This window comes from Flammeovirga sp. MY04, from assembly GCF_001682195.2.
In the GTDB taxonomy this organism is placed as follows: Bacteria; Bacteroidota; Bacteroidia; order Cytophagales; family Flammeovirgaceae; genus Flammeovirga; species Flammeovirga yaeyamensis.
In genome coordinates, this window is sequence record NZ_CP003561.2 from 75,444 (window position 1) to 99,678 (window position 24,235).

The 24,235-nt window shown below is 33.7% G+C and carries 14 protein-coding genes; 3 read left to right on the top strand and 11 right to left on the bottom strand.

Translation table 11 applies throughout. The features are described from left to right. Positions 1 to 104 precede the first annotated feature (104 nt). The 11 genes from MY04_RS20560 to MY04_RS20610 all read right to left on the bottom strand — a co-directional run bounded on the left by MY04_RS20560 (position 105) and on the right by MY04_RS20610 (position 20,150). A complete protein-coding gene (locus tag MY04_RS20560) occupies positions 105 to 920 on the bottom strand; it encodes a hypothetical protein (RefSeq protein ID WP_066213648.1) in 816 nt (271 codons plus the stop codon). Between the two features lie 142 nt (positions 921 to 1,062). Next, positions 1,063 to 3,912: a type I restriction endonuclease subunit R gene (locus MY04_RS20565; RefSeq protein WP_066213651.1), complete on the bottom strand. Its 2,850-nt coding sequence runs from the start codon at positions 3,910 to 3,912 to the stop codon at positions 1,063 to 1,065. A gap of 30 nt (positions 3,913 to 3,942) precedes the next feature. Beyond that, a complete protein-coding gene (locus MY04_RS20570; protein WP_066213655.1) occupies positions 3,943 to 4,719 on the bottom strand; it encodes a DUF1828 domain-containing protein in 777 nt (258 codons plus the stop codon). Continuing rightward, on the bottom strand, positions 4,719 to 5,231 hold the full coding sequence (locus MY04_RS20575; protein WP_066213657.1) for a DUF6978 family protein: 513 nt from the start codon (positions 5,229 to 5,231) through the stop codon (positions 4,719 to 4,721). The genes MY04_RS20570 and MY04_RS20575 overlap by 1 nt, the downstream gene beginning before the upstream one ends. A 42-nt stretch (positions 5,232 to 5,273) precedes the next feature. After that, on the bottom strand, positions 5,274 to 6,512 hold the full coding sequence (locus tag MY04_RS20580; protein ID WP_066213660.1) for a restriction endonuclease subunit S: 1,239 nt from the start codon (positions 6,510 to 6,512) through the stop codon (positions 5,274 to 5,276). Between the two features lie 3 nt (positions 6,513 to 6,515). Beyond that, entirely contained in the window at positions 6,516 to 8,090 is a 1,575-nt protein-coding gene (locus tag MY04_RS20585; protein ID WP_236941120.1) for a type I restriction-modification system subunit M, read from the bottom strand. Between the two features lie 257 nt (positions 8,091 to 8,347). Further along, positions 8,348 to 8,878 (bottom strand): DUF6398 domain-containing protein, encoded by a 531-nt coding sequence (locus MY04_RS20590; RefSeq protein WP_066213662.1) that lies wholly within the window; start codon positions 8,876 to 8,878, stop codon positions 8,348 to 8,350. Positions 8,879 to 8,971: 93 nt separating this feature from the next. Further along, positions 8,972 to 9,982: a PDDEXK nuclease domain-containing protein gene (locus tag MY04_RS20595; RefSeq protein WP_066213664.1), complete on the bottom strand. Its 1,011-nt coding sequence runs from the start codon at positions 9,980 to 9,982 to the stop codon at positions 8,972 to 8,974. Positions 9,983 to 10,563: 581 nt separating this feature from the next. Next, positions 10,564 to 11,646 carry a hypothetical protein gene (locus MY04_RS20600; RefSeq protein WP_066213669.1) on the bottom strand — a complete coding sequence of 361 codons (1,083 nt, stop codon included), beginning with the start codon at positions 11,644 to 11,646 and terminating at the stop codon, positions 10,564 to 10,566. Continuing rightward, positions 11,634 to 16,781, bottom strand: a complete 5,148-nt coding sequence (locus MY04_RS20605) for a thioester reductase domain-containing protein (RefSeq protein ID WP_066213672.1) — start codon at positions 16,779 to 16,781, stop codon at positions 11,634 to 11,636. Before MY04_RS20605 ends, MY04_RS20600 begins: the two co-directional genes overlap by 13 nt. A gap of 126 nt (positions 16,782 to 16,907) precedes the next feature. After that, positions 16,908 to 20,150: a S41 family peptidase gene (locus MY04_RS20610; RefSeq protein ID WP_066213676.1), complete on the bottom strand. Its 3,243-nt coding sequence runs from the start codon at positions 20,148 to 20,150 to the stop codon at positions 16,908 to 16,910. A 235-nt stretch (positions 20,151 to 20,385) separates the two neighbouring features. Here MY04_RS20610 and MY04_RS20615 point away from each other — a divergent pair, with 235 nt between their 5' ends. The 3 genes from MY04_RS20615 to MY04_RS20625 all read left to right on the top strand — a co-directional run bounded on the left by MY04_RS20615 (position 20,386) and on the right by MY04_RS20625 (position 24,229). Continuing rightward, a complete protein-coding gene (locus MY04_RS20615; protein ID WP_066213679.1) occupies positions 20,386 to 21,312 on the top strand; it encodes a glutaminase in 927 nt (308 codons plus the stop codon). 235 nt (positions 21,313 to 21,547) lie between these two features. Continuing rightward, positions 21,548 to 22,171, top strand: a complete 624-nt coding sequence (locus tag MY04_RS20620) for a response regulator transcription factor (protein ID WP_066213682.1) — start codon at positions 21,548 to 21,550, stop codon at positions 22,169 to 22,171. 216 nt (positions 22,172 to 22,387) lie between these two features. Then, positions 22,388 to 24,229 (top strand): sulfatase-like hydrolase/transferase, encoded by a 1,842-nt coding sequence (locus MY04_RS20625; protein WP_066216653.1) that lies wholly within the window; start codon positions 22,388 to 22,390, stop codon positions 24,227 to 24,229. Positions 24,230 to 24,235 lie beyond the last annotated feature (6 nt).

The following is a 24,235-nucleotide window of genomic DNA, read 5'->3' on the forward strand; positions in this document are numbered from 1 at the left end:
CAACTGTATAATAAATTTGAAAACAACCTGCTATAAAGTTTTTTATAGCAGGTTGTTTTTTAAAGTGGGAGTGTAATCTTTTAATTCAGAGTTTAATTTCTTTCTCAGTTCATTATTATTTCAGACTTCTTTTGAGAATGTTGATCATTATATACCTGAATAAGCATATTACCTAATTCAGTGAGGTAATAATTAAGATTTCCTTTTTCATCTTTCTTACTAATAATTATTTGGAAAGTTTCTAATTTTTTGACATTGATTTTTAAATCTTTAAGCTTTAAAGGACCATTATAAGGTTCTTTTTCAATTTTATGTTTTTTGATAATTTCTTTAAGAAAATATTTTGTAGCATCTTCTTCATAAATTTGAATAATCGCTTGCATTGCTTCTATACTTTCTATAGTTACTTTATCTATGGTTTTTTCTAAAGATGTTTTTTGTGTAGATAAATCACTATAGTTTTTTTCCAAAAATTCATAATTTTCTTTTAGTCTTTCAAACTCTTCTTCAAATTCTTTATATGAATTAAGTCCATTATTTAATGCAACCTTGGATTTGAATAATTGGTTTCTATTTCTTAATTGTTTTAAGTTAAATTTTTCCATTTTACTTCCAATTAAATAATCAAAAATAGCTTCGGAAGATTCGTTGGAAAGTTTTATCGCTTTTATTACAAAAGTGGTTATTGGGTCTTTAATAAATGTATAAATGATAGTAAAGAAAAGATAAAGTGCATAATCATAACGATCAATTTCAGACAACCTATTTTTAATAGTTTCAGTAATATTCGGATCCTCAAAACCTCTAAATATCAGAGTAGTAAAGATATCCCAGTTAGAAATGCAAAATATAAATATGAAACTGCCGAAAAATGGATTCTTTAATCTTTCCTTGATTTGTTCCTGTATTTCTTTGGTCATAGAGTTTGTTGTTTACTTTAATGTTTAAATATAGTTGATTATTACTTTACTTATGTAATTGTGTTTTTATCTGATTTAAAAGCCAGACCACTTTTTAGCTAAAATAAGTTGAATGATATTTAGTAAAAAAGAAAATAAAAAACTATAACCCACTAATAAAAGTCTCCACAAACCCCACCATTTTATCCGTAACTCTCTTCGCCAACTTCTTACGCTGTAACAACCTTGGTTTCTCTTCAAAAGCATCTATAACATCAGCTTGAAGAGGTTTACGGTTGGTAAATAAATAATCGCTGATGACTTTCTCTGCAATATCGGCTTTTAAGTGTTCTTCAGCGACTAAGTGTTGGAAGGCCAATTGCTTTTCTTTTTCTATAAACTTTTCAAACTCTTCAGTTACGTCCTCAGGATCTTCAATAAGAGGTAGGTTTTCGGCAATGAACCTTTCGATCAATTCTTTTTTGCTTCTTAATTGAGCTTCTGAAGTTAACGCATCGATAATGACTTTCTTTTGTTTTTCGGCATTATTCCCCTCTGCTTGATGTAACTTTGCTAAAAGCGTTAAGATGTAATGTACATTGACTTCATCTCTATGTATAAGCTCTAACTCGAAATCTACATCATCGAGGATCGATACTTTTTCCTTTCCTTCTCCCTTTGTGCCATCATGTATATCCAGATACTTACTTTTATAATCTTCAAAATCTTGCTCTGACATCTCTAAGTCATCAAACTCGAAGTCTGCAAAACCTCCTAACACGTTCTTCAATCGCATTAATTCTCTAAAGGCTTTGACGAATTGAAGTTGTGCTTCTTCATCTATAAGTTCATCGACACTTTCAACGGTAGGAGCTAAATGTTGTAATTCTTTTAGTGCCTCATTAAAGTACTTAATGTAATTCTCATAAGGTTCTAATAGAATAATTTCATTGGCATCTTTGTTAGAGAAAAGAGAAATAGCATCGTCTGTATTTTTCTTTAGATTTCGGAAGCAGACAATATTGCCTTGCGATTTCTTTTCGTCTAGAATACGGTTGGTACGAGAGAAAGCTTGTATAAGACCATGATACTTTAGGTTCTTGTCTACGTACAAGGTGTTGAGTGTTTTACTATCAAAACCTGTAAGGAACATGTTTACGACCAATAGTATATCAATGTCTTTGCTCTTGACTTTCTTTGCTATATCATTGTAGTAGTTGTAAAACGACTGAGAATCCTTTGTAGAGTAGCTAGTACCAAACATTGTATTGTAGTCGGTAATGTACTTGTCTAGGATTTCTCTTGTATGAAGGTTTCCATAGGCTGATTTTGGCTCTGCTGCCATTGCTCCTTCAAACTCTCCAAAATAACCGTTCGCATCTTTATCGTCTTCATTGGCTGAATAACTGAAAATGGTCGCTACTTTTAGATTGTGTTCTCCAGCTTCTTTCTTTTGCTGTAGGATATCGTAATACTTGATCAGTACCGGAACGCTACTCACACACATCATACCTGTAAACGACTTATTATGCGTTTTTCGGTCATGATTATTGATGATATAATCCACTACTTTAGTGAGTCGTTTGTCTGACTCCATGAGTTCTTTGGTATCAATATCTTCCACCTGAACATCGGTGTCGATATCAATCTCGTTCATAGAATCTTTCTGACGGTATCTACCCACATATTCGATGGAGAATTTCAATACATTTTGGTCCTTAATCGCATCAGTAATTACATACTTGTGCAGACAGTCATCGAATAAGTCTTTGGTTGTACGTCTTCCTAGCTCGTTTTTAGCAGAGTTTTCAGCAAAAATAGGCGTACCTGTAAAGCCGAACATCTGCTTGTTATTAAAGAAGTTGGTAATCGCTAGGTGCGTATCTCCAAACTGAGAACGGTGGCACTCATCAAAAATAAAGATCAGACGTTTGTCTTTGAGGTCTTCCATTTTTGAGGTGTAACGTTCTTTACTGATCGCTGTATTCAGTTTCTGAATAGTCGTTACAATCAGTTTGGTATCGTCTGTAAACTGTTTTACCAGCTTATTGGTATTGTCTGTACCATCTATACTCCCTGATGAAAAGTGATTGAACTCCTTTGTCGTTTGGTAATCGAGGTCTTTACGGTCTACTACAAAAATGACTTTATGTACTTCCGGTAGCTCCATCATGATCTGAGAAGCTTTGAAAGAAGTCAAGGTCTTTCCTGAGCCTGTGGTATGCCATATATAGCCGTTCTTCACTCCCTTTTTTACTCTATCCGCAATGGCTTCCGTAGCGTAATACTGATAAGGACGAAGCACCATTAATATCTTGTCTGACTCATGCAGCACAATGTATTTGGTAATCATCTTGGAAAGGTGACAAGGATCTAAGAAAGCATCAGCAAACTTTGTCAATTCTGTGATGTTTCTATTCTCTTTGTCCGCCCAGAAGAAGGTCTGCTTAAAGGATTGCTTACGGTTATTGGCGTAATACTTCGTATTGACCCCATTGGAAATCACAAACAGTTGGATATAATTGAACAGTGCTTGTCCTGAGCCATAAGAATGACGTTGATAGCGGTTGGTTTGGTTAAATGCTTCTTTCAGCTCCAAACCTCTACGCTTCAATTCCACTTGTACCAACGGTAAGCCATTGATCAACAAAGTGACATCATATCTGTTTTTGTATTCTCCTTCCATAGTGATCTGCTGTGCCACTTGGAATTCGTTTTTACACCACTGCTTCTGATTGATAAACTCTATATATTCACTGCTTCCATCGTCTTTATTGATCTGCATTTTATCGCGTAAGATCTTTGCCTTATCGAATACAGAACCTTTGTTTAAGTGGTTTAGTACCTGCTTAAATTCAGTATCAGAGAAATCAGTGTTGTTATGCTTTGCTAGTTGGCTTTTTAGATTAGACAGTAAGGCAGCTTCGTCGGGTAATTGTACCTGATCGTAGCCTAGTTGCTGAAGTTGTTTGACTAGGTTGTTTTCTAGTATTTGTTCTGGTTGGGTAGTCATGATATAAAAAAATAGGAGATATAAAATCTCCTATGCGGTTAATATTGATAGACTTTTTTCTGATTCTCTTTCTGACCATAATACATAATCAATAGTATCTATTTTATCAAATGATTGTAAAATAGATTTATTGATCTTAAAGCGTTGATCATTTAAGAATGCAATTGTTTTACATTCTTTTCTCCTTACTCTTGATACATTTTCAGCATCATAAATAAATTGTTTTAAAAATCCTTCATGAAACTTTCCAAAAGATGATATTAAGATATCTTGTTTTTTTCTAGGTATTAAAAAGTCATACTTAATTGATAAGCCATCTTTACTTTTTAGATAAATATCCTCAGAATAAACGACATCTTTACTATCTAAATAAGATCTAACATCATCAAGGAAAAGGGATGTTACATTATTTTTAACAAGTACAGATAAATCATTTAATTCTTTTATTGCCTGTAAAAAGTCATGTGCTTTTTGTGGGAAAAATTCTTTATCAAATGAAGAAAGCAATTCGCCTTCATCATCAATAATATTATAACTTTTAAGGATTTTATTCTTAAGTACTAAACGTGTTTTTGATCTTTTATTAAATTCTAAACCTAAAAGGTTAAGATTATTAATAGTATCACCATCATCTGAAATAGTAATTTGATCTTTATCAGACTTTATAGAGAAAGTAATAAAATCATTATTTAATGCCTTGTAAGGAGTAGAAATTCTACCCCATTCAGAGTTTTTCTCTTTTAAAGTTCTAGTATTATCTTGTAACCACGAATAGTAATCATTCACTAATAAATTAAGATCATTCATTATAATAGTGGTTTTATTATTGAGATTTCACTCTCTAAGTTTATATAATCTGCAAAGTTTTGAATAATTAGAGCAACATCATGGATATCTTTAATCTCTAAAGTTGAAAATATTTCAACATCTTTGAGGGGAATTGCCCAATTAAGCTCACAGTTTTCTACAAATATATGAAGATGAGCTTGATCTTCTATCATTAATTCGGAATATTTTTCTAAGAAACGGGGTGTTTCTCCTTCAATATATTTAGGATTATAGTGCCTGTTTAAAGGGTCAGTATCTAATCTTAAAATATTTATATTATCATTAATAATGCGACAATTTAAACTTACTTTTCCAATATGTTTTTTGCTTTTTGATATACTCCATTTTATATCAGACCAATGTGAGTTTAAAGTTAACAACTTTTCAATTTTAATACTTTTACCTCCAGTTGTTAAGTCAATAACATTGTCACTCTTTTCTGAAAATGTTTTTATTACTTTAATAATTTGGTCAACTTCTAATCTAGTCATTATTTAGTTGTTATAGTTTAGCGTTTTTTTATTTAAAGATAATCATACAAACATCCCCTGCAACAACCCCTTCTTCCACTCTTTAACTCCTTCCAACTCTTTACCAACTACCTCTATCTTCCTATCTAAAGAAGTTAAGAAATTGGCGATTTTTTGTTGTTCGGGTAAAGACGGAATCAATAGCTTAAACTTGATGAACTCCAAATAATGAACTCTTTTCTTTTCTTCTAAAGATCCTGTAGACATTTTATTGTAATATTGGATCATGTTATAACTTGTAAGAAAATCTTCAAAGTATTTTGCGTCACCTCTAGAATTGATAAAGAAGATATTGTAGTATTTAGACACTGATACATCAAAATCATTCTTATGTCTTGCCAACGCTCCAAATCTCAAGTTCATGGGGTTAAATGCAAAGTCATTTTCTTTCATAACTTTGTAAGCATTTTTTTCATCCTTAACTAAGAAACTTCTTTCATACCTTTCTGATTTTGGTACAATCCCTTCTTCAATGGTTAAGCTATATAAAGGAAGATCTTTAATTGGGTATTCACTCCTTTCTTCCATAAATTCCCCCAACTTCTTCTCTTCCCACTCCTCAAACTCACTACCATCATCGGCTTTAAACCTAATCTCCCTAGAGAAGATCTTTTGCATGACGCCTTTCTTGTACTCCTCTAAAAGCGATTTTTTCTCCTCTAATTGTCCGATTTTTTTATCTACTGAGGATAAGAAGTCGGCGATTTTTTGTTGTTCTCCTGATTTTGGTAGAACTACATTTATTGATAAAAGACTTGGCTTTGAAATGTTTTTCATAGAACCACTAGTACCTGTCGCTTTACTTGATATATAATACCTAGTCTTTGGAGTTGTCAAGAAATAACTTAGCCACTTCATGACTGTGTTATCATATGTTGAAACTTTCCAAAGTCTATCAGGAACAAAAAGATTTGGATAATCCCTTGAGATATAACCACTTTCACCTACTAACTCTGGTGTGTTCATTCTACTGATAAGTATAGAATCTTTTGTTGGGTTAAGTTTAGCTCTTTTAAGATCATCTTTGATAATTCTTTTGTTTTGATACTCGATGAAAAGTCCTTTTGATACTGCACTTGTTTTAAGAATGCCAAACTCATTTTTATCAACAGAAATATCTTCAGAATTAACGCTCACACCTGTTTCTAGACTTTTTATACAGTTTGAAAGTTTTTTAGCCTCCCACTCCCCACTAAACTCAGGAAACCTCAATACAGGAATATTATTTTTTATTGCTGTCATGGCTTAGAAAGGTGTTTTAATGTTCAACTGATTACAGAAATCTTGGATCGTTGTATCTGTTTCCTCCATTTCAATAGCTAAGTTTTGAAGTCTATCCGAAACAGCATCTAAATCTACAGGTGCTTCTTCCTCAAAAGTATCTACATAACGAGGAATATTCAGGTTGTAATCGTTTTCTTTTACTTCCTCCAATGAAGCCACATGAGCATATTTCTCTTCCTCCTTTCTTTCTGCATACGTAGAGATGATTTTCTCCACATCTTCCTGACGTAAGTAGTTTTGATTCTTCGCTTTTTCGAAGTGTTGAGAAGCATCTACAAAAAGAATATCATCATCTTTCTTACGGCATTTTTTGAAGACCAAAATACAAGTTGGAATACTCGTACCGTAGAAAATATTGGCAGGAAGACCGATCACCGCATCCAAGTAATTGTTCTCTTCAATCAGATGCTTACGGATATGACCTTCTGCAGCACCTCTAAACAATACACCATGAGGAAGTACCACCGCCATTGTTCCGTTTTCACCTAAGTGATGAATCATATGTTGTACAAAAGCAAAATCAGCTTTAGAACTAGGGGCTAACTTTCCATACTCACTAAAACGATCATCCGATAAATGAATGGGATTTGCCGACCACTTTGCCGAGAAAGGAGGATTGGCTACGATGGCTTCAAACTGCGAGTCTTTATGCTGTGGATTCTCTAACGTATCTTCTTGCTGTATATCGAACTCATTGTAACGTACACCATGAAGGATCATGTTCATACGTGCCAAGTTGTAAGTCGTTCTGTTCAACTCCTGACCATAGAAATGTGCCACCTCGTCCACTTGCTTCGCTACTCGAAGTAGTAATGATCCAGAGCCACAAGTAGGATCATACACCGATTGTAGCTTGTCTTTACCTACCGTTACCAATTGAGCCAAGATTTGAGAAACAGATTGAGGCGTATAAAACTCACCTGCTTTTTTACCTGCTCCAGACGCAAACTGACCGATCAGATATTCATAAGCATCCCCCAATACATCTATTTCCGTATTACCGAGTTGGAAGTCGATTTGGTTTAAGTGGAAAAGCACCTTTGAAATCAACTCATTTTTTGCCTTCTCCGTTTTTCCCAACTTAGAAGAAGTAAGATCTAGCTCTTCAAACAAACCGCTAAACTCTTCTTCACTATCCGTACCCATTGTACTTTGCTCGATGTGGTTTAATACATCACGAAGCTTTTCTAAAATAAAAGAATCCTGTTCCTGACCATCTTCCGCCAAAACCCTAAACAGTTCGCTTGGCAATAGAAAATACCCCAAAGACTCTAAAGCTTCCTCTCTAATTGCTTCTAAATATTCTTTACCTTCCTCAGAACTTTCCTTAATGTCTGAGAACTTCATTTCATCCTCTTCCAACAACTCATCCCCAAAAATCTCCATTCGTTCCGAGAGGTATTTGTAGAAGATAAAACCCAATATATAATCGCGGAACTCATCGGCTCCCATATTTCCTCTTAACTCATTGGCGATGTTCCATAACTGTCGCTCTAATTGACCTTTGTGGTCTACGTTGTTAGCTATTTCTGACACGTTTGTTCTTAATTATTCCTTTAAAATATATTCTAAAAAACAGCTATTTAAAATAGTATTTCATATATAGATAGTATTCTCAATATCGCCTAGCCATTTTTACATAACCATAATGAATGTATAATCAGGTGGTTTAAACTTATCTTAAATTATATGAATTATCTTATTGCTTATTAGAATACTAAGATACCATGAAATATTAATTATCTCATTTTTTGAAATTAAATAAAGGTAAAAATGTCAATCATTTTTAATAGTTATTTTCTATAAGTAGTAAAAACAATATCATCACCTGCTTTTCTAGATTCTATAACTTGTTCTTGTACATCCTCCGGAAGACTTTGGAAATCAACATACTCATCGTCAACTAGAACAGGGGCAAATAATGAATATAATTCTTCCATTTTATTAAAGGGATTATTATCCATTATTTTTTGAGTGCTAAATTCTTCATCAAAAGTTTCTAATTTTAATAATTTACGTATTGCCCCTGCTTTATTTCCCACTGTGCTTGATTTCAAATTCATTATTTCACACATATCATTTAATGACATATATGGTTCGAATGAAGGATCAGTAAGATAATTAATTGAACCAATAGTATAAATTATGGAAGTAGACCAAATTTCTAATTTACCTCTAGAAAAAGGAACATCTCGTTTTCTACCTAACTTTTGAAGCAGTTTTATACTCAGTGTTTTATATTCTTCGTTAAGATGTTGGTCGCAAAATTCAGAAATCATTTGTTCTAATTCTGCTTGTCTTTGTTTGATTTTTGTTTTGTCCATTATTATCCTATATGAATGCGAGAAGGTTTAAATTTAATGCTTCTTTCATTAAATTTTAAGAAGATACCAGAATAAAAATAATCATTAATTTTTCTATTCATCATCACCAAAAATCAGTTTGAGTTCCTCTTCATTAGGTAAGTTTTCTGCAAATTCCTTTGGAAGATCGGTATAATGATAGGTGGCCACACCCATTGGTTTATTGGCTAATTCTAAAGCATATTCTACAGTAACTTTGCTTTTTGTTTTGCATAATAAAATCCCAATACTCGGATTGTCTTCAGGATACTTTACCGTTTTATCTAACAGGTGAAGATACCAATTTAATTGTTGGGAATATTCCGGCTTAAACTCATTGATTTTTAGTTCTATAGCTACCATCGATTTAAGTTTTCGGTGATAAAACAGTAAATCAATAAAATACTCTTTATCATCTAGTTCTAACCTGAATTGTTGTCCCATAAAAGCAAAATCGTGTCCAAATTGACCAATCAATTTTGTGATGTTTTTGACCAAAGCATTTTCAAGCTCTTTTTCAGAATGATGATCCGGTAAGTTTAGGAAAGATAGATCGTATTCGTCCTTAAACTGTAAAGTATAATTGACAACTTCTTTAGAAGTAAGAGATTTATCAAAATTATGTTGGAAATTTTGATGTGAATGATAAACATTACCTCTAATTTTCTCTTCTAAAATACTTCTGCTCCATGCTTCTTTTTGTGTTTTTTCAATATAGAACAAACGCTCTTCTTTGTTTTTTATCTTTCTAAAAATCAGATCAATATGTCCCCAATGTAATTTGGCCACAGCTTGTGGCCAAATTTCTTGAACAGTCAATTCTTCATAGATTAATGTCATTCTACGTAGATTACGGTCAGAGAAACCTTTTACTCCCTGGAATTCTGCTTGAAGATCTTTAGATAGTTGTTTGATAACAGAAGTGCCCCAACCAACTTTTGTTTTTTCTGATAACACTTTTCCAATATCCAAATAAGTCAAAATCATTTCAGAATTGACATGACTGTATGCTTTATATTGGGCTTTCTTTACTCTATCTTTTATAGATAGCAATGTGTTTTTATAATCTGTGATTGAATTTTCCATAAAATTTAATTTCCAACTTTCAATTTAAAGAAAACTTAAACAGATCAATCATTTCAAATGAGGAAATTTTAGTAGCAATTTATCCCTTCAACTCCATATGCAACAACGGATAAGGCTTCCCTTCTCCATCCACCTCAGAACGTCTCACGGTCTCAAAATTAATTCAAAAGTAGGGATACTGCTCATCTATCACCCTTCTTAACAGAAAGCATATCATAACTCAGCTAAAAATGAAACCATGAAGAACTTAAGTATTGTATTATCGATAATACTCCTAACATCCTGCAACAATGAAAAAATTGGTCCCGGTTGTCGGAAGATAAGGGATAAGTACGGGAAAGAAAATTATATGCATGTCAATAAATGTCGGGTTATTTATAACAAGAGAGGGAAGAGAGTAGCAAGGGAATGTGGTATGCCTTTTACCAATCATGATGTGATTAGAGAGACAGATGAATAAAAAAGAAGAGGCGGTTACTTTCTTTGTAGTAACCGCCTCTTTATATGTATACTAATTAAGGTTTGATACTCTGTCTAGCGCTTGTATTTTGATATACCCACTTATCTATAGATTTCACCTGTTAGATCGAAAATTCGTTTACTTCGACTTTAGTTATGACATCTTCAATCTTAGTATTCATAAACTTTAGAATAGAAGGAAAAACATCATTATAGGCATTTTTCCCAGTGTAAATATCCCAATGTCCATAATTTGGGAAAGTTTTGAGCACAAAACTATCAGTAGTGAAATAGGTCTCTAATATTTTGAAATATTCTTGAGAGGAATCATACCAAACATGATTATCTTCTCCGGTGATTAACAAAACTCGAGTATTGAAATTATTCGATAAGTCGAGATAATTGATAGACGCATCTTGGGAAACAACGCTTGCATTCATCAACATCAGTTTAATATGTTGGAAATAGGATAGAGAAACAGCACCAAAAAATTCATGGAGATTATCATGCACTTTTTTAGTTAGGTTATCATGGTTAAATAAAGTGTTGTAACTCCCGTCTCCCCACAAATAATTTAGATTTCTACAGGTAGCATTAGGGCATTTGTTATTTAACTTAGCCATCAAACTGAGTAAATAGTTTCCTGATTTTAACGATATCTTTTTATCAACTACTTCTAATTTCTTTAAATTTAACAACTTTTTGGCAATAGTTGGAATTGCATATAATTTGTATAAAACATTGTCAGGCAATTTGGGATATAACCCCATGGTGGCTAAAGTTACACTCTCAATATTTTTTAATTTATTAGTGACTAATGACATCGCAAGTGCCATAGAACCAATACAAATACTGACGATATGTAATTTATTATCGCCTATGATTGACTGAATGAACTCAACAGTTTCTGGAATATCATAATTGGCAACTTCATCGATGTTGTGGTTTTTGTTAGTGTATTTATCTTTATAAATACTACTCCCTCTCCAATCTAAAATCCAAACATCTTCGTATGCGTTTTCTAAAAAGTAGTCTTTCATATTTTTAAAGTAACCACTATCGAATGTTTTAGAATTACTTGTTAAACCATGAAGCATGAGCACACTATCTCCTTTTTTGGACTTACAGTATCTTTTTAAAGTCAGTGATATACCATCTTGAGTTTTAATGTTATATGTTTTGAAGTCAGTCATTATTTTAGCCATTTTTTTCCTTGAAACTTGATTACTTTTGATAGAATTTGGGAGCCTTTAAATTTGTCTACTATTCTAAAATAGAGGTCAATATTCCGTTTTAAAGGAGGAATATATTTCAACATTTCTTTAAAGTCTTTACCATCGAGTATAGGGTTTCTTAAATACAAGTTCAAATAGTTCTTTAGAGCACAGTAACTTAAAAAGCCCATCCATAGAATACTTACCTTAAATTTTTCTTTGTGATTTAGATCCTTTCGCGTTTCTAAATGTTTAGTCTGTTCCTTAAATATTTCTTGAATTGGGATAGACGCCATGCCTTTCCATGTTTTTCTATTAGGTTCTTGCAAAGTGAGGTGTATAGTCGAAAGCTCATAAAAAATATCCGAGAAATATCGGTTAAGCTTATCTCCCTTAAGAATATATGTTTTATTATCTGTCTCTAATTCTAATTGATATCTTATAAAAACCAAGGCATCTTTATGGAAAGGAGTATAACCGTTGAATGGTAATATTTCTAGAAAACCATTTTTAATTTCAAGTTCATTAGGGCTAATTTTTTCTATGAAAACAGCACCGCTTAAATACACTTTTTTCTTTACTAATAATTCACCGATATCAGCAATGTGCCCTTTTAAATCTAAAATGATTGTGCTTTTTACATGAAGATGTTCTTTGGTATCAAGAACAATATCACCTTTCATCTTTTCTTTAAAACCAAATAAATTATTTTCATTAGCTGACTCTTTGGTGGAGTTGCTTTTAATTAAATCAACAGCTCTAAAAGTATCTTTTAGTTGAAATAATTGCTCAAAGCTAACTTCTTTCAATTCAATATCATTTTGATGTAGAATAGAAGTCAAATTCGATGATTTTACCTTTGGAGCATATAAAATAGAGTGAATTAAAGAGTCATTTGAATCAGCACTTTTTAAGAAAACTGAATATTTATTTAATTCGTGTTCAGGATTTTTCTCAAGAAAATTAAATAATACTTCTAACCACTTTTGATACGTTACTACTTCAAGCTTTTCACCATAAAACCTTGAAAGATTGGAAAGCTGATTAACTGATAAAGTAGAAGGATTTACAAGGTTGATAAATTCCCCCGAGTTAAAATTATCTTGATGTATAAGTGAAGTGATAACTTTCGAAACATCTTGAACATCGATAAAGTCAATAGGTCGCATATCGGGCACAATTCCTAATTCTAAAATTGTACTTAGAAGGTAGACAAAAAAGTCAGACCGATTATAAGCATTAGTTTTGGTATTTGGAGAGACTACTCCTAATCGAACTATAGTAATATCATAACCTCTTTCAATTGCTCTAGAATAAATTTTTTCTGCTGCCCATTTTGTTTGCTGATATCCAGTATGAAGATCTTGAGGGTTACCCGTCATATTCGACTCATCCAAATAGTCCAACTTTGTGTTATTCGTACTATGAAAAACACCCATTGATGAGACATAGACAATTCTTTTGTGAGTACCAGTATCGCATAGTTTTAATAACTCAAGATTAGACAAGACATTCACCTCCCGAACATTTTGATAAGGTTCGAAGAAATTGACATTGGCTCCACAATGAATTACTTCAGTGATGTTTTCTGCTAAATGATTCCATTTATTATCGCATAATCCGAATTTCTCCACTCCAAGGTTCCCCTCAATAAATTGTATTCTCTTTAACTCATTCTCTGAAAAAGGAACTTTATATTCCTCAGAATATGTTTTGAATTTCGATTGAAGACTTACCGAATTCCCTTTTCTCATCAAACAGAAAACAGTATATCTTTCATCTAATAAAAGTTGCTTCACAAGATGAATACCCACAAATCCGCTTCCTCCTGTTACAAAAACAGAATAGTTTTTCACTAGTTTTTTTGAATTGTCTTTAAAAGGAAATTCTTGAAGATCGAGGTCTATGTCTTTGTGAATTTCCTCTAAAAGAGAAGAAGGATGATCTACTATTTGATGTTGATTTTGCTGAACTAAAGCACTCAGTTTGTTAAAAGTATTATGTGTATATATTTCTCCTATGGAAAGATTTAACTTAAAAAGTTTATTGACTTCCATAAGTAAGAAAACAGCCTCCAAAGAAGTTCCACCGTGATTAAAAAATGAAATATCTGGATCAATGGAATCACTTTTTGTAGCTTTTAACCAAATGCTTTCCAATTGTTTATTGGGTAAAATATCTGCTTTTTTGTTCTTCTTATTATCTATCAGATATTCCAAGAATCGATTCTCTAATTTTCGATTCGTCTGCACTAATATCTTGTCCTTTTTCTTATTTGATGATTTCTTTATTTCTAAAAATTCATTCACATCTATGTTATTGAAATCCTCTTTTGAAATGGTAAACTTGTTTTTACCATCACTAACATTGTATCCTAAAAATTGAATAAAGTTTTGCGCTGGCAGGTTTCGATCTTGAACGCTTACCCTAAATGTGATGTGCTTACAACAATGATCATTAGCTAATTCCTTTAGCAGTTTTATTAGATGAACTTCTATACCTCTCCCTAAAATTCTACAACTCAATAATACATTGATGACCTCAAAAGTATCTCCTTCGATACCATAAAGAATTAGCCCTATTGTTCCATAATCCCCATAGTTATCTTTAGCTGAGATTAGAATTCCCCTTATCTTTTTATTCTGAATTCCATCAATTATTTCTCTCTCAGAAAAACGATGAAAACTCAAATTAAATTGATTCGTTCGCTGTGTTAATTCACTTACTCTAGAAGCATTATCACTATTGATTTCTTCCTGCTCAATGCTTAAGTTCAATTGTTGGATATACTCTTTTAAAGAATATTTTGATGATATTACCTTACGTTGTTTTTCTTCTTGATAAAGCTGTGTTCTATTAACGAGAGATGACTTTTTCTTTGATAATTTAAATACGACATTTTCATCAACAAATCGATCTATTTGATGTCCGTCTAAAGGAAAAAGAAAAGTAAGAACTCCTGCTAATTGAAGTTTCACTTTTTCAACTTCTACATTGTTATCATCAATAAAAACAAAACTATCTAAGCCCAAATTTAGCTCTTCTGCAATACTGATTAACGAATCTGTTTTTTCATTCCAATTGATTCTATGGGTCACAAGATGCTCTTTTTTCAACAACATCTCTTTAGAGTTTTCGATAAAATGAAGTATATCACTTTCGTTATTTTTAGAAGCTAAAGCAATAAGGATCCCTTGGTGATAACAGTCGATGATCTTCTGTTGAAATCTTTTATGATGAGGAGTGATTTGAATTCCCTCTTTTCCATCTTCACCAAAAATACCTTTCCAAAGTGTATTATCACAATCCAAAATAATCACCTTAATTGGTTTTGCTTTTTGAAGATAATAATCGGTTAAAATAGTCTTACCGAGCTCTTTATAAAAGTCTTTTTGATATGGAATGTGTGCTATTTTATTTGTTTCATCATTAAAGATACTGTCATCATAATTATCTCTTAAATCGATGAGATTTACACTTTCTTTGGAGTTAACAGCAGTAATAAACTGATTGTAATATTTTTTTAAATCTTGAGATTCTTTTGTTGGAGCAATAATGATAGTGTGCATCACTCCTTTCGTTTCAATAGAATAGTCAAGACTTTCTGTCAGTTGATTGACAGTGAAAGAATAACTCCTACTTTCATCATTTCCATAGAAGTAGAAATCTTCCAACCGAAGAAATAAGCAAACACTATCGTTTGATGATATGTCTATATTATTTCCTAATAGAAACTGTATCACCTGATTATAGGGAGTGTGATGGAATGTATAATTAAAAGGGAAAACTTCTTTTAACTCCATTGTCATTTCATCAAGAGGATTGATAGAAAATGAACTCGAAATAATCATTTTACATTCTTTCTCTTCTTGGAGTATTGGTGATGTAGTATCTTCTATGATAGTGGTTATGATGTCTAAAAAATCAATTTCAAATTGCTTAACTTCCGTTTCATCAAAACAACTTTTGTTAAACTCTCCTTTTATAGAAAAGCCATCTAATTTTTGATCAATTGATAACCAAAAGTCAGTAGTTGCTTTTGGAAAACCCTTTTGAATAATATCAAATTGAAGATAATGTTGAGGGTCGTTTAGGTGAGTACTTTCAAAATAATTAAATAGCGTATTTATCTTGGGTAAGGAGTTGTCAGATAAAGTCTTATCGTTATAATTAATATATTTATTTCTGATACCCTTAATTATACTTTTGGTGTTTTGCTTAAGTAGGTCTAAATAAGTGGTTGTATCAGAAATATCTACCTGAAGTGGATAAGGTTTAGATAAATAGCCAACAGCTTTATTGTACTTTTTACTAGACCTTAAATCTATAGGGAGACCAACGATGAATTTTTTAGAATTTGCCTTTATTTGAATGTAGGCTTGAAAGGCAGTTAAATAGAAATGGAAAGGTTTAATATTTCTTTCAATACAAAATGATTCTACCTTATTTTTATTTTCTTTAGGTATATCAAATACAGTAGAGCACATATCATACATTTGATAATCTTGTCTACCCAAATTAGGAGAATCATATTGCCTTAATTCATCTATAAGAAGATCGTTTTTAAACTCTTCTGTTTTAATATTGCTTATTCGAATTGCTTCAAAATCATTACTTTCATTTAATAAATCTGTTCCATTAAGAAGTCGATCATAATGCTCTGAAATACTTTGGATAAAGATAATTCCACTGATATAATCACATATTAAATGATGTCCTACTAATAAGCCTCGATAGTGTTTTTCACTGAGTTTAAAAAGAATAAATCGAGCACCCGGCTCTATCATTAAATCAAATTCTCTTTGCGTATGTTCTTGATATTCAATATCAAAATATTGAAGAGGTTCAGGGTCATAAGATAAATCTATAAAAGTGAAAAAGTCACTTTCATTAATTTTTAAATTCGGAAATCTCAAAAATTCATCCTCTACTTTTTGATAGAGATGAGACAAACTTTCATGTTTATGATTTAAATCTAATAAAGCTTGCTTAAAAAGGTTTTGGTCTATTTCAACTCGATATTCAGTAATAATATTCACATTCAAACTCTGATTGAGATGAGGGATATTTTTACAAAATTCAAGCAGTTTAGAGTCACTTTTAGAAGTCAGAATATCGTTATTCATAATTGGTGAGTAATTAGTAAAGTTTTTTGTAGCACAAATATATTAATTTATGAGATTAAGCAAAAGAAAAAGGCCGCCCACTCCCAAAGAGCAGACGGCCTTTCCATGTATATCAAATAATATATCTTACTTTTTCATCAACACCTCAACAGCCTTTCTCAACTGCTGATCTTCACCTTCAACAACCACATCTTTATCTTGTGCGATTTTGTATTCAGGTTCCACTTGTTGGTTTTCTAAGTAGTTACCGTTCAAGTCTTGAACACCCACTTGAGGAATACCAAATACCAATGAACCGTCCTGAAGTTGTTCCCACCAAACGGCTGTCATCGTACCAGGAACAGGCATACCGATTAGTGGTCCGATTTTAAGTGTTTGGTACGTGTAAGGGAAGGCATGTGCATCTGAGTAGTTGCCCTCTGAACACAACACTGCCGATGGTTTCGACCATTTGTTGATTGGTTCTATACCAAATTTCTGACCTCTAGGAGCGAAAGTACAATATACTTTACCGCTTAAGAAAGTAGCCAAGTCATCGTGCAACCAACCACCGCCATTAAAACGAGTATCAACGATTAAAGCGTCTTTTTTGTAGTTTTTACCTAAAGCTTCCGAGTATACCGTACGGAAACTAGAACTGTTCATGCCTCTAACGTGAACGTAGCCAATTTTACCACCCGATGCTTCTTCTGTTTCTTTCTCTCTTTGCTTCACCCAACGTTTGTAAAGTAAGTTGCTTTCGTTGCCCTTACTGATAGGTTTTACAACGACTAATTTCTTACTGCCATTATCATCTAATTCCAAACGAGTAGGTTTACCTGTTTTGTGGTTTAGGAAACGGAAGTAATCTTGACCAGCCACGATTTTCTGACCATCAATAGAAGTAATTGTCATACCTGCTTTGATCTCAGTTTCGATCTGAGCAAGTGGTGAACCTTCCATGATCTCAACGATTTTTAGACCATCACCTGAGTAATTAGCGTCGTAGAACGCGCCAAGTGTAGCTGTAGCATCACCGTCTTTGCTGCTCGGGTAGAAACGACATCCTGTGTGCGATCCGTTCAATTCACCCAACATTTCACTCAACATTTCCGAGTAATCGTAATTGTTGTTGATGAAAGGAAGGTATTTCGCATATTCGTTTTTATAGAATACCCAATCTACGCCATGTAATTTAGGATCGTAGAATTTCTTATCCACTTGTCTCCACACATGCTCAAACATGTAAGCACGTTCTGCTTGATGATCTAGGTAATATTCTGCACTGTAAGAGATGTTTTTTCTGCTATCAGAAGCTACATCAATTTTAGCAAATGTTCCCCCAGTCTCGAAGAAAATATTCTTACCGTCTTTATCAAATTGAAGGTTACCTCCGCCACCGTTCAATTTCAATACAAGCTTCGTTTCGTTCTTACGGATATCTTTTTTCCAAAGGTCATATCCACCTTCAAAACGACTCATGTAATATAACTTATCACCATCTTTTGTTAAGATGAAATCAGATAAGAATGAAGAGTTGATCGTCAATCTCAATAATCGATCTTGAATACCATCGAAATCAATTTTTAAGTCTTCTTCCTCTTCTTCCTCAGCAGCGTCTTTCTTTCCTTTTTTCTTTTTCTTTGATTTTTCCACTTCTTCATTCGCCTCTTTTTCTTTCTTTTCTTTTTCCTCTTTCGCTTCCTTCATCAATTCATACTCCTCTTTAGAAAGTTGGAATTCATCGAAAGCATCTTTCGTTAAGAAGATACCAAAAACGTCGGATTCAGCACCCCAGCTACCATGTGATCTGTAACCGTAACGATCGTTGGCAAAGACAATGGCTTTACCGTCCATCACGAAACGAGGATTGTAGCTATTGTAACCACTTTGCGAAAGGTTGATAATTTCACCCTCACCATCTGCCTGTGCTAAACCGATGTCAGTAGATGTCCAAAGGTTTGGAGAATATTGAACCGCTAAATATTTACCGTCTGGTGACCAATCGAATGCTTGATCTCCATCTGAGTAAGAATAATTAAAAGTACCTGGAAGAATGACTTTCTTCGCTTTCGTTTCTAAGTTGATGACTTTAAGCGTTGTTCTTTCTTCCAAATAAGCAATGGCATCACCTTTAGGCGACCATTTCGGTTGGAATTCCTCAGCAGGTTCAGCAGTAACAATCTCTTCTTGGATATCAGTTGCATTGATGAAATATAACTCATCTTCATTTCCTAATTTAGCTTGGTAGATGTTCCAGCTACCATCACGTTCACCAGCATACACCAATGAACGACCATCAGGAGAGAAAGAAACCGAACGCTCTTGTTCTGGAGTATTCGTAATTTGAACAGTTGTTCTATAATCTGTAGAAGTCACGAAAACATCACCTCTAAGAATAAATGCGACCTCTTTACCATTCGGTGATACGGATACACCATAACCACCACTCGATTTTTTCTGGAAAGAGATATTGTTGACTTTATGATCTGAATTGATGCTAATTTCCACTTTCTTAGGTTGTTCACCCTCTTTTAAAGTGTAAATTTCTCCATCATATCCAAAACAGAACAAATCATTTGATGCCGCCGATAAGAATCTCACCGGATGATTTTTTAGTTGAGTGATCTGCTTTTTATTCGAACCATCTGCATTCATTGTCCAAACATTCAAAGTTCCATCTACCTCACTTGTGTAAGCCACTTTGCTGTCGTTGCTGTAGAAAACAGGTGTTCTGTCCTCACCTTTGAAATCAGAAATCTGTGTATGTTTCTTTGTGTTTACATCATACACCCAAAGGTCGCGAGTAACCGCACTCGTATGATGCTTTCTCCATGGATCTTCATATCCTTTTTTATCTTGATACAAGATCTTAGACATATCCGCATTGTATTGTGCATGTTCTGCAGTAATTGTCAGTACTTGTTCTGGACGATCACCGCCCACAGAAACGCTATACAATTCACCTAAACGACCGTAAGGGAATTGAGCACTTTTCACATCATCTAAAATCTGAGCAGTATATAAAACATGCTTGCCATCGGGAGTAAATGATGATGGGATTTCAGAAGTAGAGTTGTATGTTAAACGTTGAGGATGTCCACCATCCACAGTAGTTAGGAATAAATCGAAGTTACCATGCCTATCCGATGCAAAAGCGATGTGCTTACTGTCCGGTGCCCATACCGGAGAAAAATCGTAAGCCACATGAGTCGTAATTGCCTTTGCTTCACCGCCGCTTGTCGGTACAACATAGACATCTCCTTGATAGGCAAATGCAATATGAGTTCCGTCGGGAGAGATGGAAGGATAGCGTAACCATAATGGATTTTGAGCAAACGAAGTTAGAGATAGGAGCATAACGCCTATCAAGCTCAGGAAGTTTTTCATAATTATAGGTTATGTGTTTAGTAATATGACGAAATTGACACTAGATTTAGTATATAAAGAGCCATTTATAAATGCGAATTTGTGGCATTTAAGTTTAATTTCAAAATTTAATCAATAATGTAATATATAATTACTTACTTACATTCGTAGGGGCGTTGTACTGCAACATCCGTACAGGAATTTTTACAAAACCTGAACATTGTCATTTGAATACCATTAAATGAAATAATAACACATGCACAGAATTACTAACCATAAAGAGATCATCGATAAGATCTACGAAGAAATAATTACAGGAGACAATTTAGGTGCTCCGGCCGGATATATTCCAGAGTTGGCTAAAGTAGATCCCAATCAATTTGGTGTGTATTTTATGTCGACTGAAAATGATACTTATGGTATAGGAGATTGGCAGACGAAGTTTTCTATTCAGAGTATTATGAAAGTACTTTCATTAAGCTTGGCTTATCAAATGTTGGGTGATTCCATTTGGAAACGTGTAGGTGTGGAGCCTTCGGGTAGTGCCTTCAATTCCTTAGTTCGATTAGAAACGGATAATGGTATTCCTAGAAATCCATTTATAAATGGTGGAGCCTTAGTGATTTGTGATATGCTTTTATCACAATTGAAGAACCCACTTTTCGATTTTCTTTCTTTTGTGCGTGAGGTAAGTGGGAGTGATAAAGTGTACTATAATGAAACGGTAGCACAATCGGAGGCTTCTGTGGGGTATCGAAATATTGCGCTTTGTAATTTTATCAAATCGTTCGGGAATATTGATAATGACCCTAATGAGGTCCTCGATTTTTACTTTCACATGTGTTCCATCGAAATGGATTGTCAGCAATTGGCTCACTCTTTCGAGTTTTTAATGGATGGGAAATTCAGGACCAAAAATGGTAGTTCAGTTTTGAATTTAAGTCAGTCTAAACGTATCAATGCCGTTATGCAAACCTGTGGTTTTTATGATGAATCCGGAGAGTTTGCTTTCAAAGTAGGATTGCCGGGTAAGTCTGGAGTAGGTGGAGGTATTGTGGCCGTTCACCCCGAAAAATATTGTATTTGTGTATGGAGTCCAAATCTAAACGAGAATGGAAATTCCCATAGAGGAATGAAGTTTCTGGAACGATTCACCACAGAAACGGAGCTTTCCATTTTCTAGATTGTATTTAGAGTTATTTACTAAAAAGGCAAAATGTAGCTATTTACATTGTAGAGTGTAAAGACTTTTTTTGTGTTTTACAATGAGTCATTAAGTCAAATCATAACTGTCGAATAGATAAATTAAAAACTGTTACATCTTAGGGTTTTTTGACTTAAACCACACATTCTATTACTATACACTGATTGTTTTTTTCAGCACATCAGGGTTACTGAATAGTAAAAGTTACATTAGAATGCTAACTACAAAAGAAACAAAAAATACAGATTCAGCCCTTATACAGTATACCTCGAAGGTTGAGGAATTTAACCTCCTTAATTTCGAGGAATACTTATTAAATCAATTAATTGCAACTTCTTTATGTGGTATTGATGAGGATGATCTTATTTCAAAATCATTTTTGATAAAGTCAGAAGCAACAGAATTTCTAAGTGATCATCTTAGGAACGTCATGAGTATTCCCGTCTATTTCTATTTGATAAATCTCGATGAAGAATTAATTTTTTACACACTTTGGGAAAAAACGAGATGTCAAAGATTAATTATCACTTGTTTTCCGGTTACAGGTAAAAAAGAAAAGAAGATTTTTGAGCACTATAAAAAGCTTCATAAGAATTATAAAAGAAGTAAAGGTAATTATCAAAAGCTTACCCATAGAGAAAAAGATATTGCCAATTACCTTTCGGAAGGTCTTTCCAATCAGGATATCTCCGACAAACTTTTTATCAGTATCAACACCACAAAAAATCACAGAAGAAGCATTGTCAAAAAATTGAATTGTACTTCCATTGTAGAACTACAAAAGATCGTTTTTGCGAATCGCTTTTTTGATAATAGCGTAAATCAGGTCTTTGAATAAAAAGAGTTTTTAAACTGACTTTTTAAGGGGGATAATCAGTTGAATTCTCCTTTCTAACCTTCGTATTTGATATAAAACAGGGATATACTCAAGATAAATAGTGGGGGTTTTATATCAAATAAACAGAGGGAAATCCGAAAATCACTTACTTTAAGAGAAAAATTTCTATTCCTCCCCCTTCCTCCAATACCTTTGATGAAAACGAATGGAATTGAAATGAAACATCAAATTGTATTACTACTATTACTAACAGTTTTGTCCCCTTTTTACAATGGGGTCAATGCTCAAAATAAACCAAACATTTTATGGGTACTCACGGACGACCAACGCTTCGATTCGATTAGAGCATTCAATAAAATGACGACAGGAAAAGAGATGAGTGAATTGGGGTATGTAGAATCTCCCAATGTCGATCGTTTGGCAGAGATGGGGACAACTTTCATCAATACGTATTGTCAGTCGCCCGCCTGTGCACCCTCAAGAACGGCCATGCATTTGGGCAGGTATCCTTTCCGTTCAGGCATTTTTGAATTCGAATATTATAACAATAAAGCAGCACACTTTCAGCCCACCCTTCCAGAACAAATGGAGCAATTGGGGTATCAGACTTTACATATTGGGAAATTGGGGGTAAGAATTAGAACCCTAAAAAATGGGAAAGCAGTAAAGCATCAGATTTATCAAACAGATATAGATTTTAAGAAATTAGCCGAAGAAGGATTTACCGATTGGGGTAAAATGTGGGCCAAAGAAGTGGAAGGAGAAAAGCTAGACACTCCCATCAAAAACTTAGAGTTCTTTGTTACTGAAGATGGAAAATTCGAATATGTCTCCAAAGAATTGGAAGAAAGCAGACCTCAGTACAAAGGATCGGGTGCTGCTGCTATGAAAAAATACGATCTTCTTAGACAATACAACGAGAAAAAAGGACCGCAAACGCCTTTCTCGCCTGGGATTTTGGCAGGGGTGAGTTCAAGAAAATCGGGGAATACAAGAGATGGGTTTTATGCTCAAATATTTGAAGCCTACTTAAATAATTTGGAGGGTGATTATACCATCGGTAGCCAATCATTTGATAAGATCGATGAGTCTAAACCTCTATTTTGTCATATTGGTTTTGACTTCCCACATACGCCAGTGCTTCCACCAAAAGAATATATAGAACGTTTTGAAAAATACGATTATCAAATTCCTCAATTTGATGAATCCGAGTTCGAGAAGATGCCAAAGCAATTGAAACAACAAGTAAAACAAGCCTATACAGATCATTTTACGGATGCAGAAAAATTAAAAATGATCCAATATTATTATGCATTCTGTGCTTATGGCGATCAATTAATTGGTCAGTCGGTCGATGCTTTTATCGATTATAGCGAAAAGAGAAATCAGGAATGGATGATTGTGTATGTCTGTGGAGATCATGGTTGGAAATTGAATGATCATGGATCGGTATCCAAATTTTCGCCTTGGGAAGTGGATGTGCATAATCCAATTATAGTCGTATCATCTGATAAGAAGAAGTTTCCGAATGGAAAAGTGGTGAAAAATTTCACCGAATTTGTGGATGTAGCACCTACGATTTTAGCTTCGGGTGGAGCAGATCTTGAGGATGCTTCTTTTAACTATTTAGATGGATTGGACTTAGCAAAAGTGGCGGCAGAGGAGGCTCCCAAAAGAGATTATGTGATTGGTGAAAGTCATGCTGTAACAGGTCCAAGAGCATTTATTAGAACAAAAGAGTATATGTTTTCCTTAAAGGTTCGCCCCAATAAAAAAAGAGGAGAAAATATGGAATGGGCTAGAAATGCAAGTGATAAAGAATTGGATATGTGTTTGTATTCGGTCAAAGATGATCCCAAAGAGGTGAATAACCTCGCCTACGATAAGAAATACCAATCGATTACAAAAGTTATGAAAAAGAAACTGATTGATATCGTATTGGGAGATAACCGTGTAGAGGTGCAGTGGGGAAAGAAAGCCGATGGCACCAAAGTGTTTAGAAGCAACTTTGCGGAAGGGGCCCACGATTATCGATTGAAGTTAAAGGGTAACCTTTAGATTAGT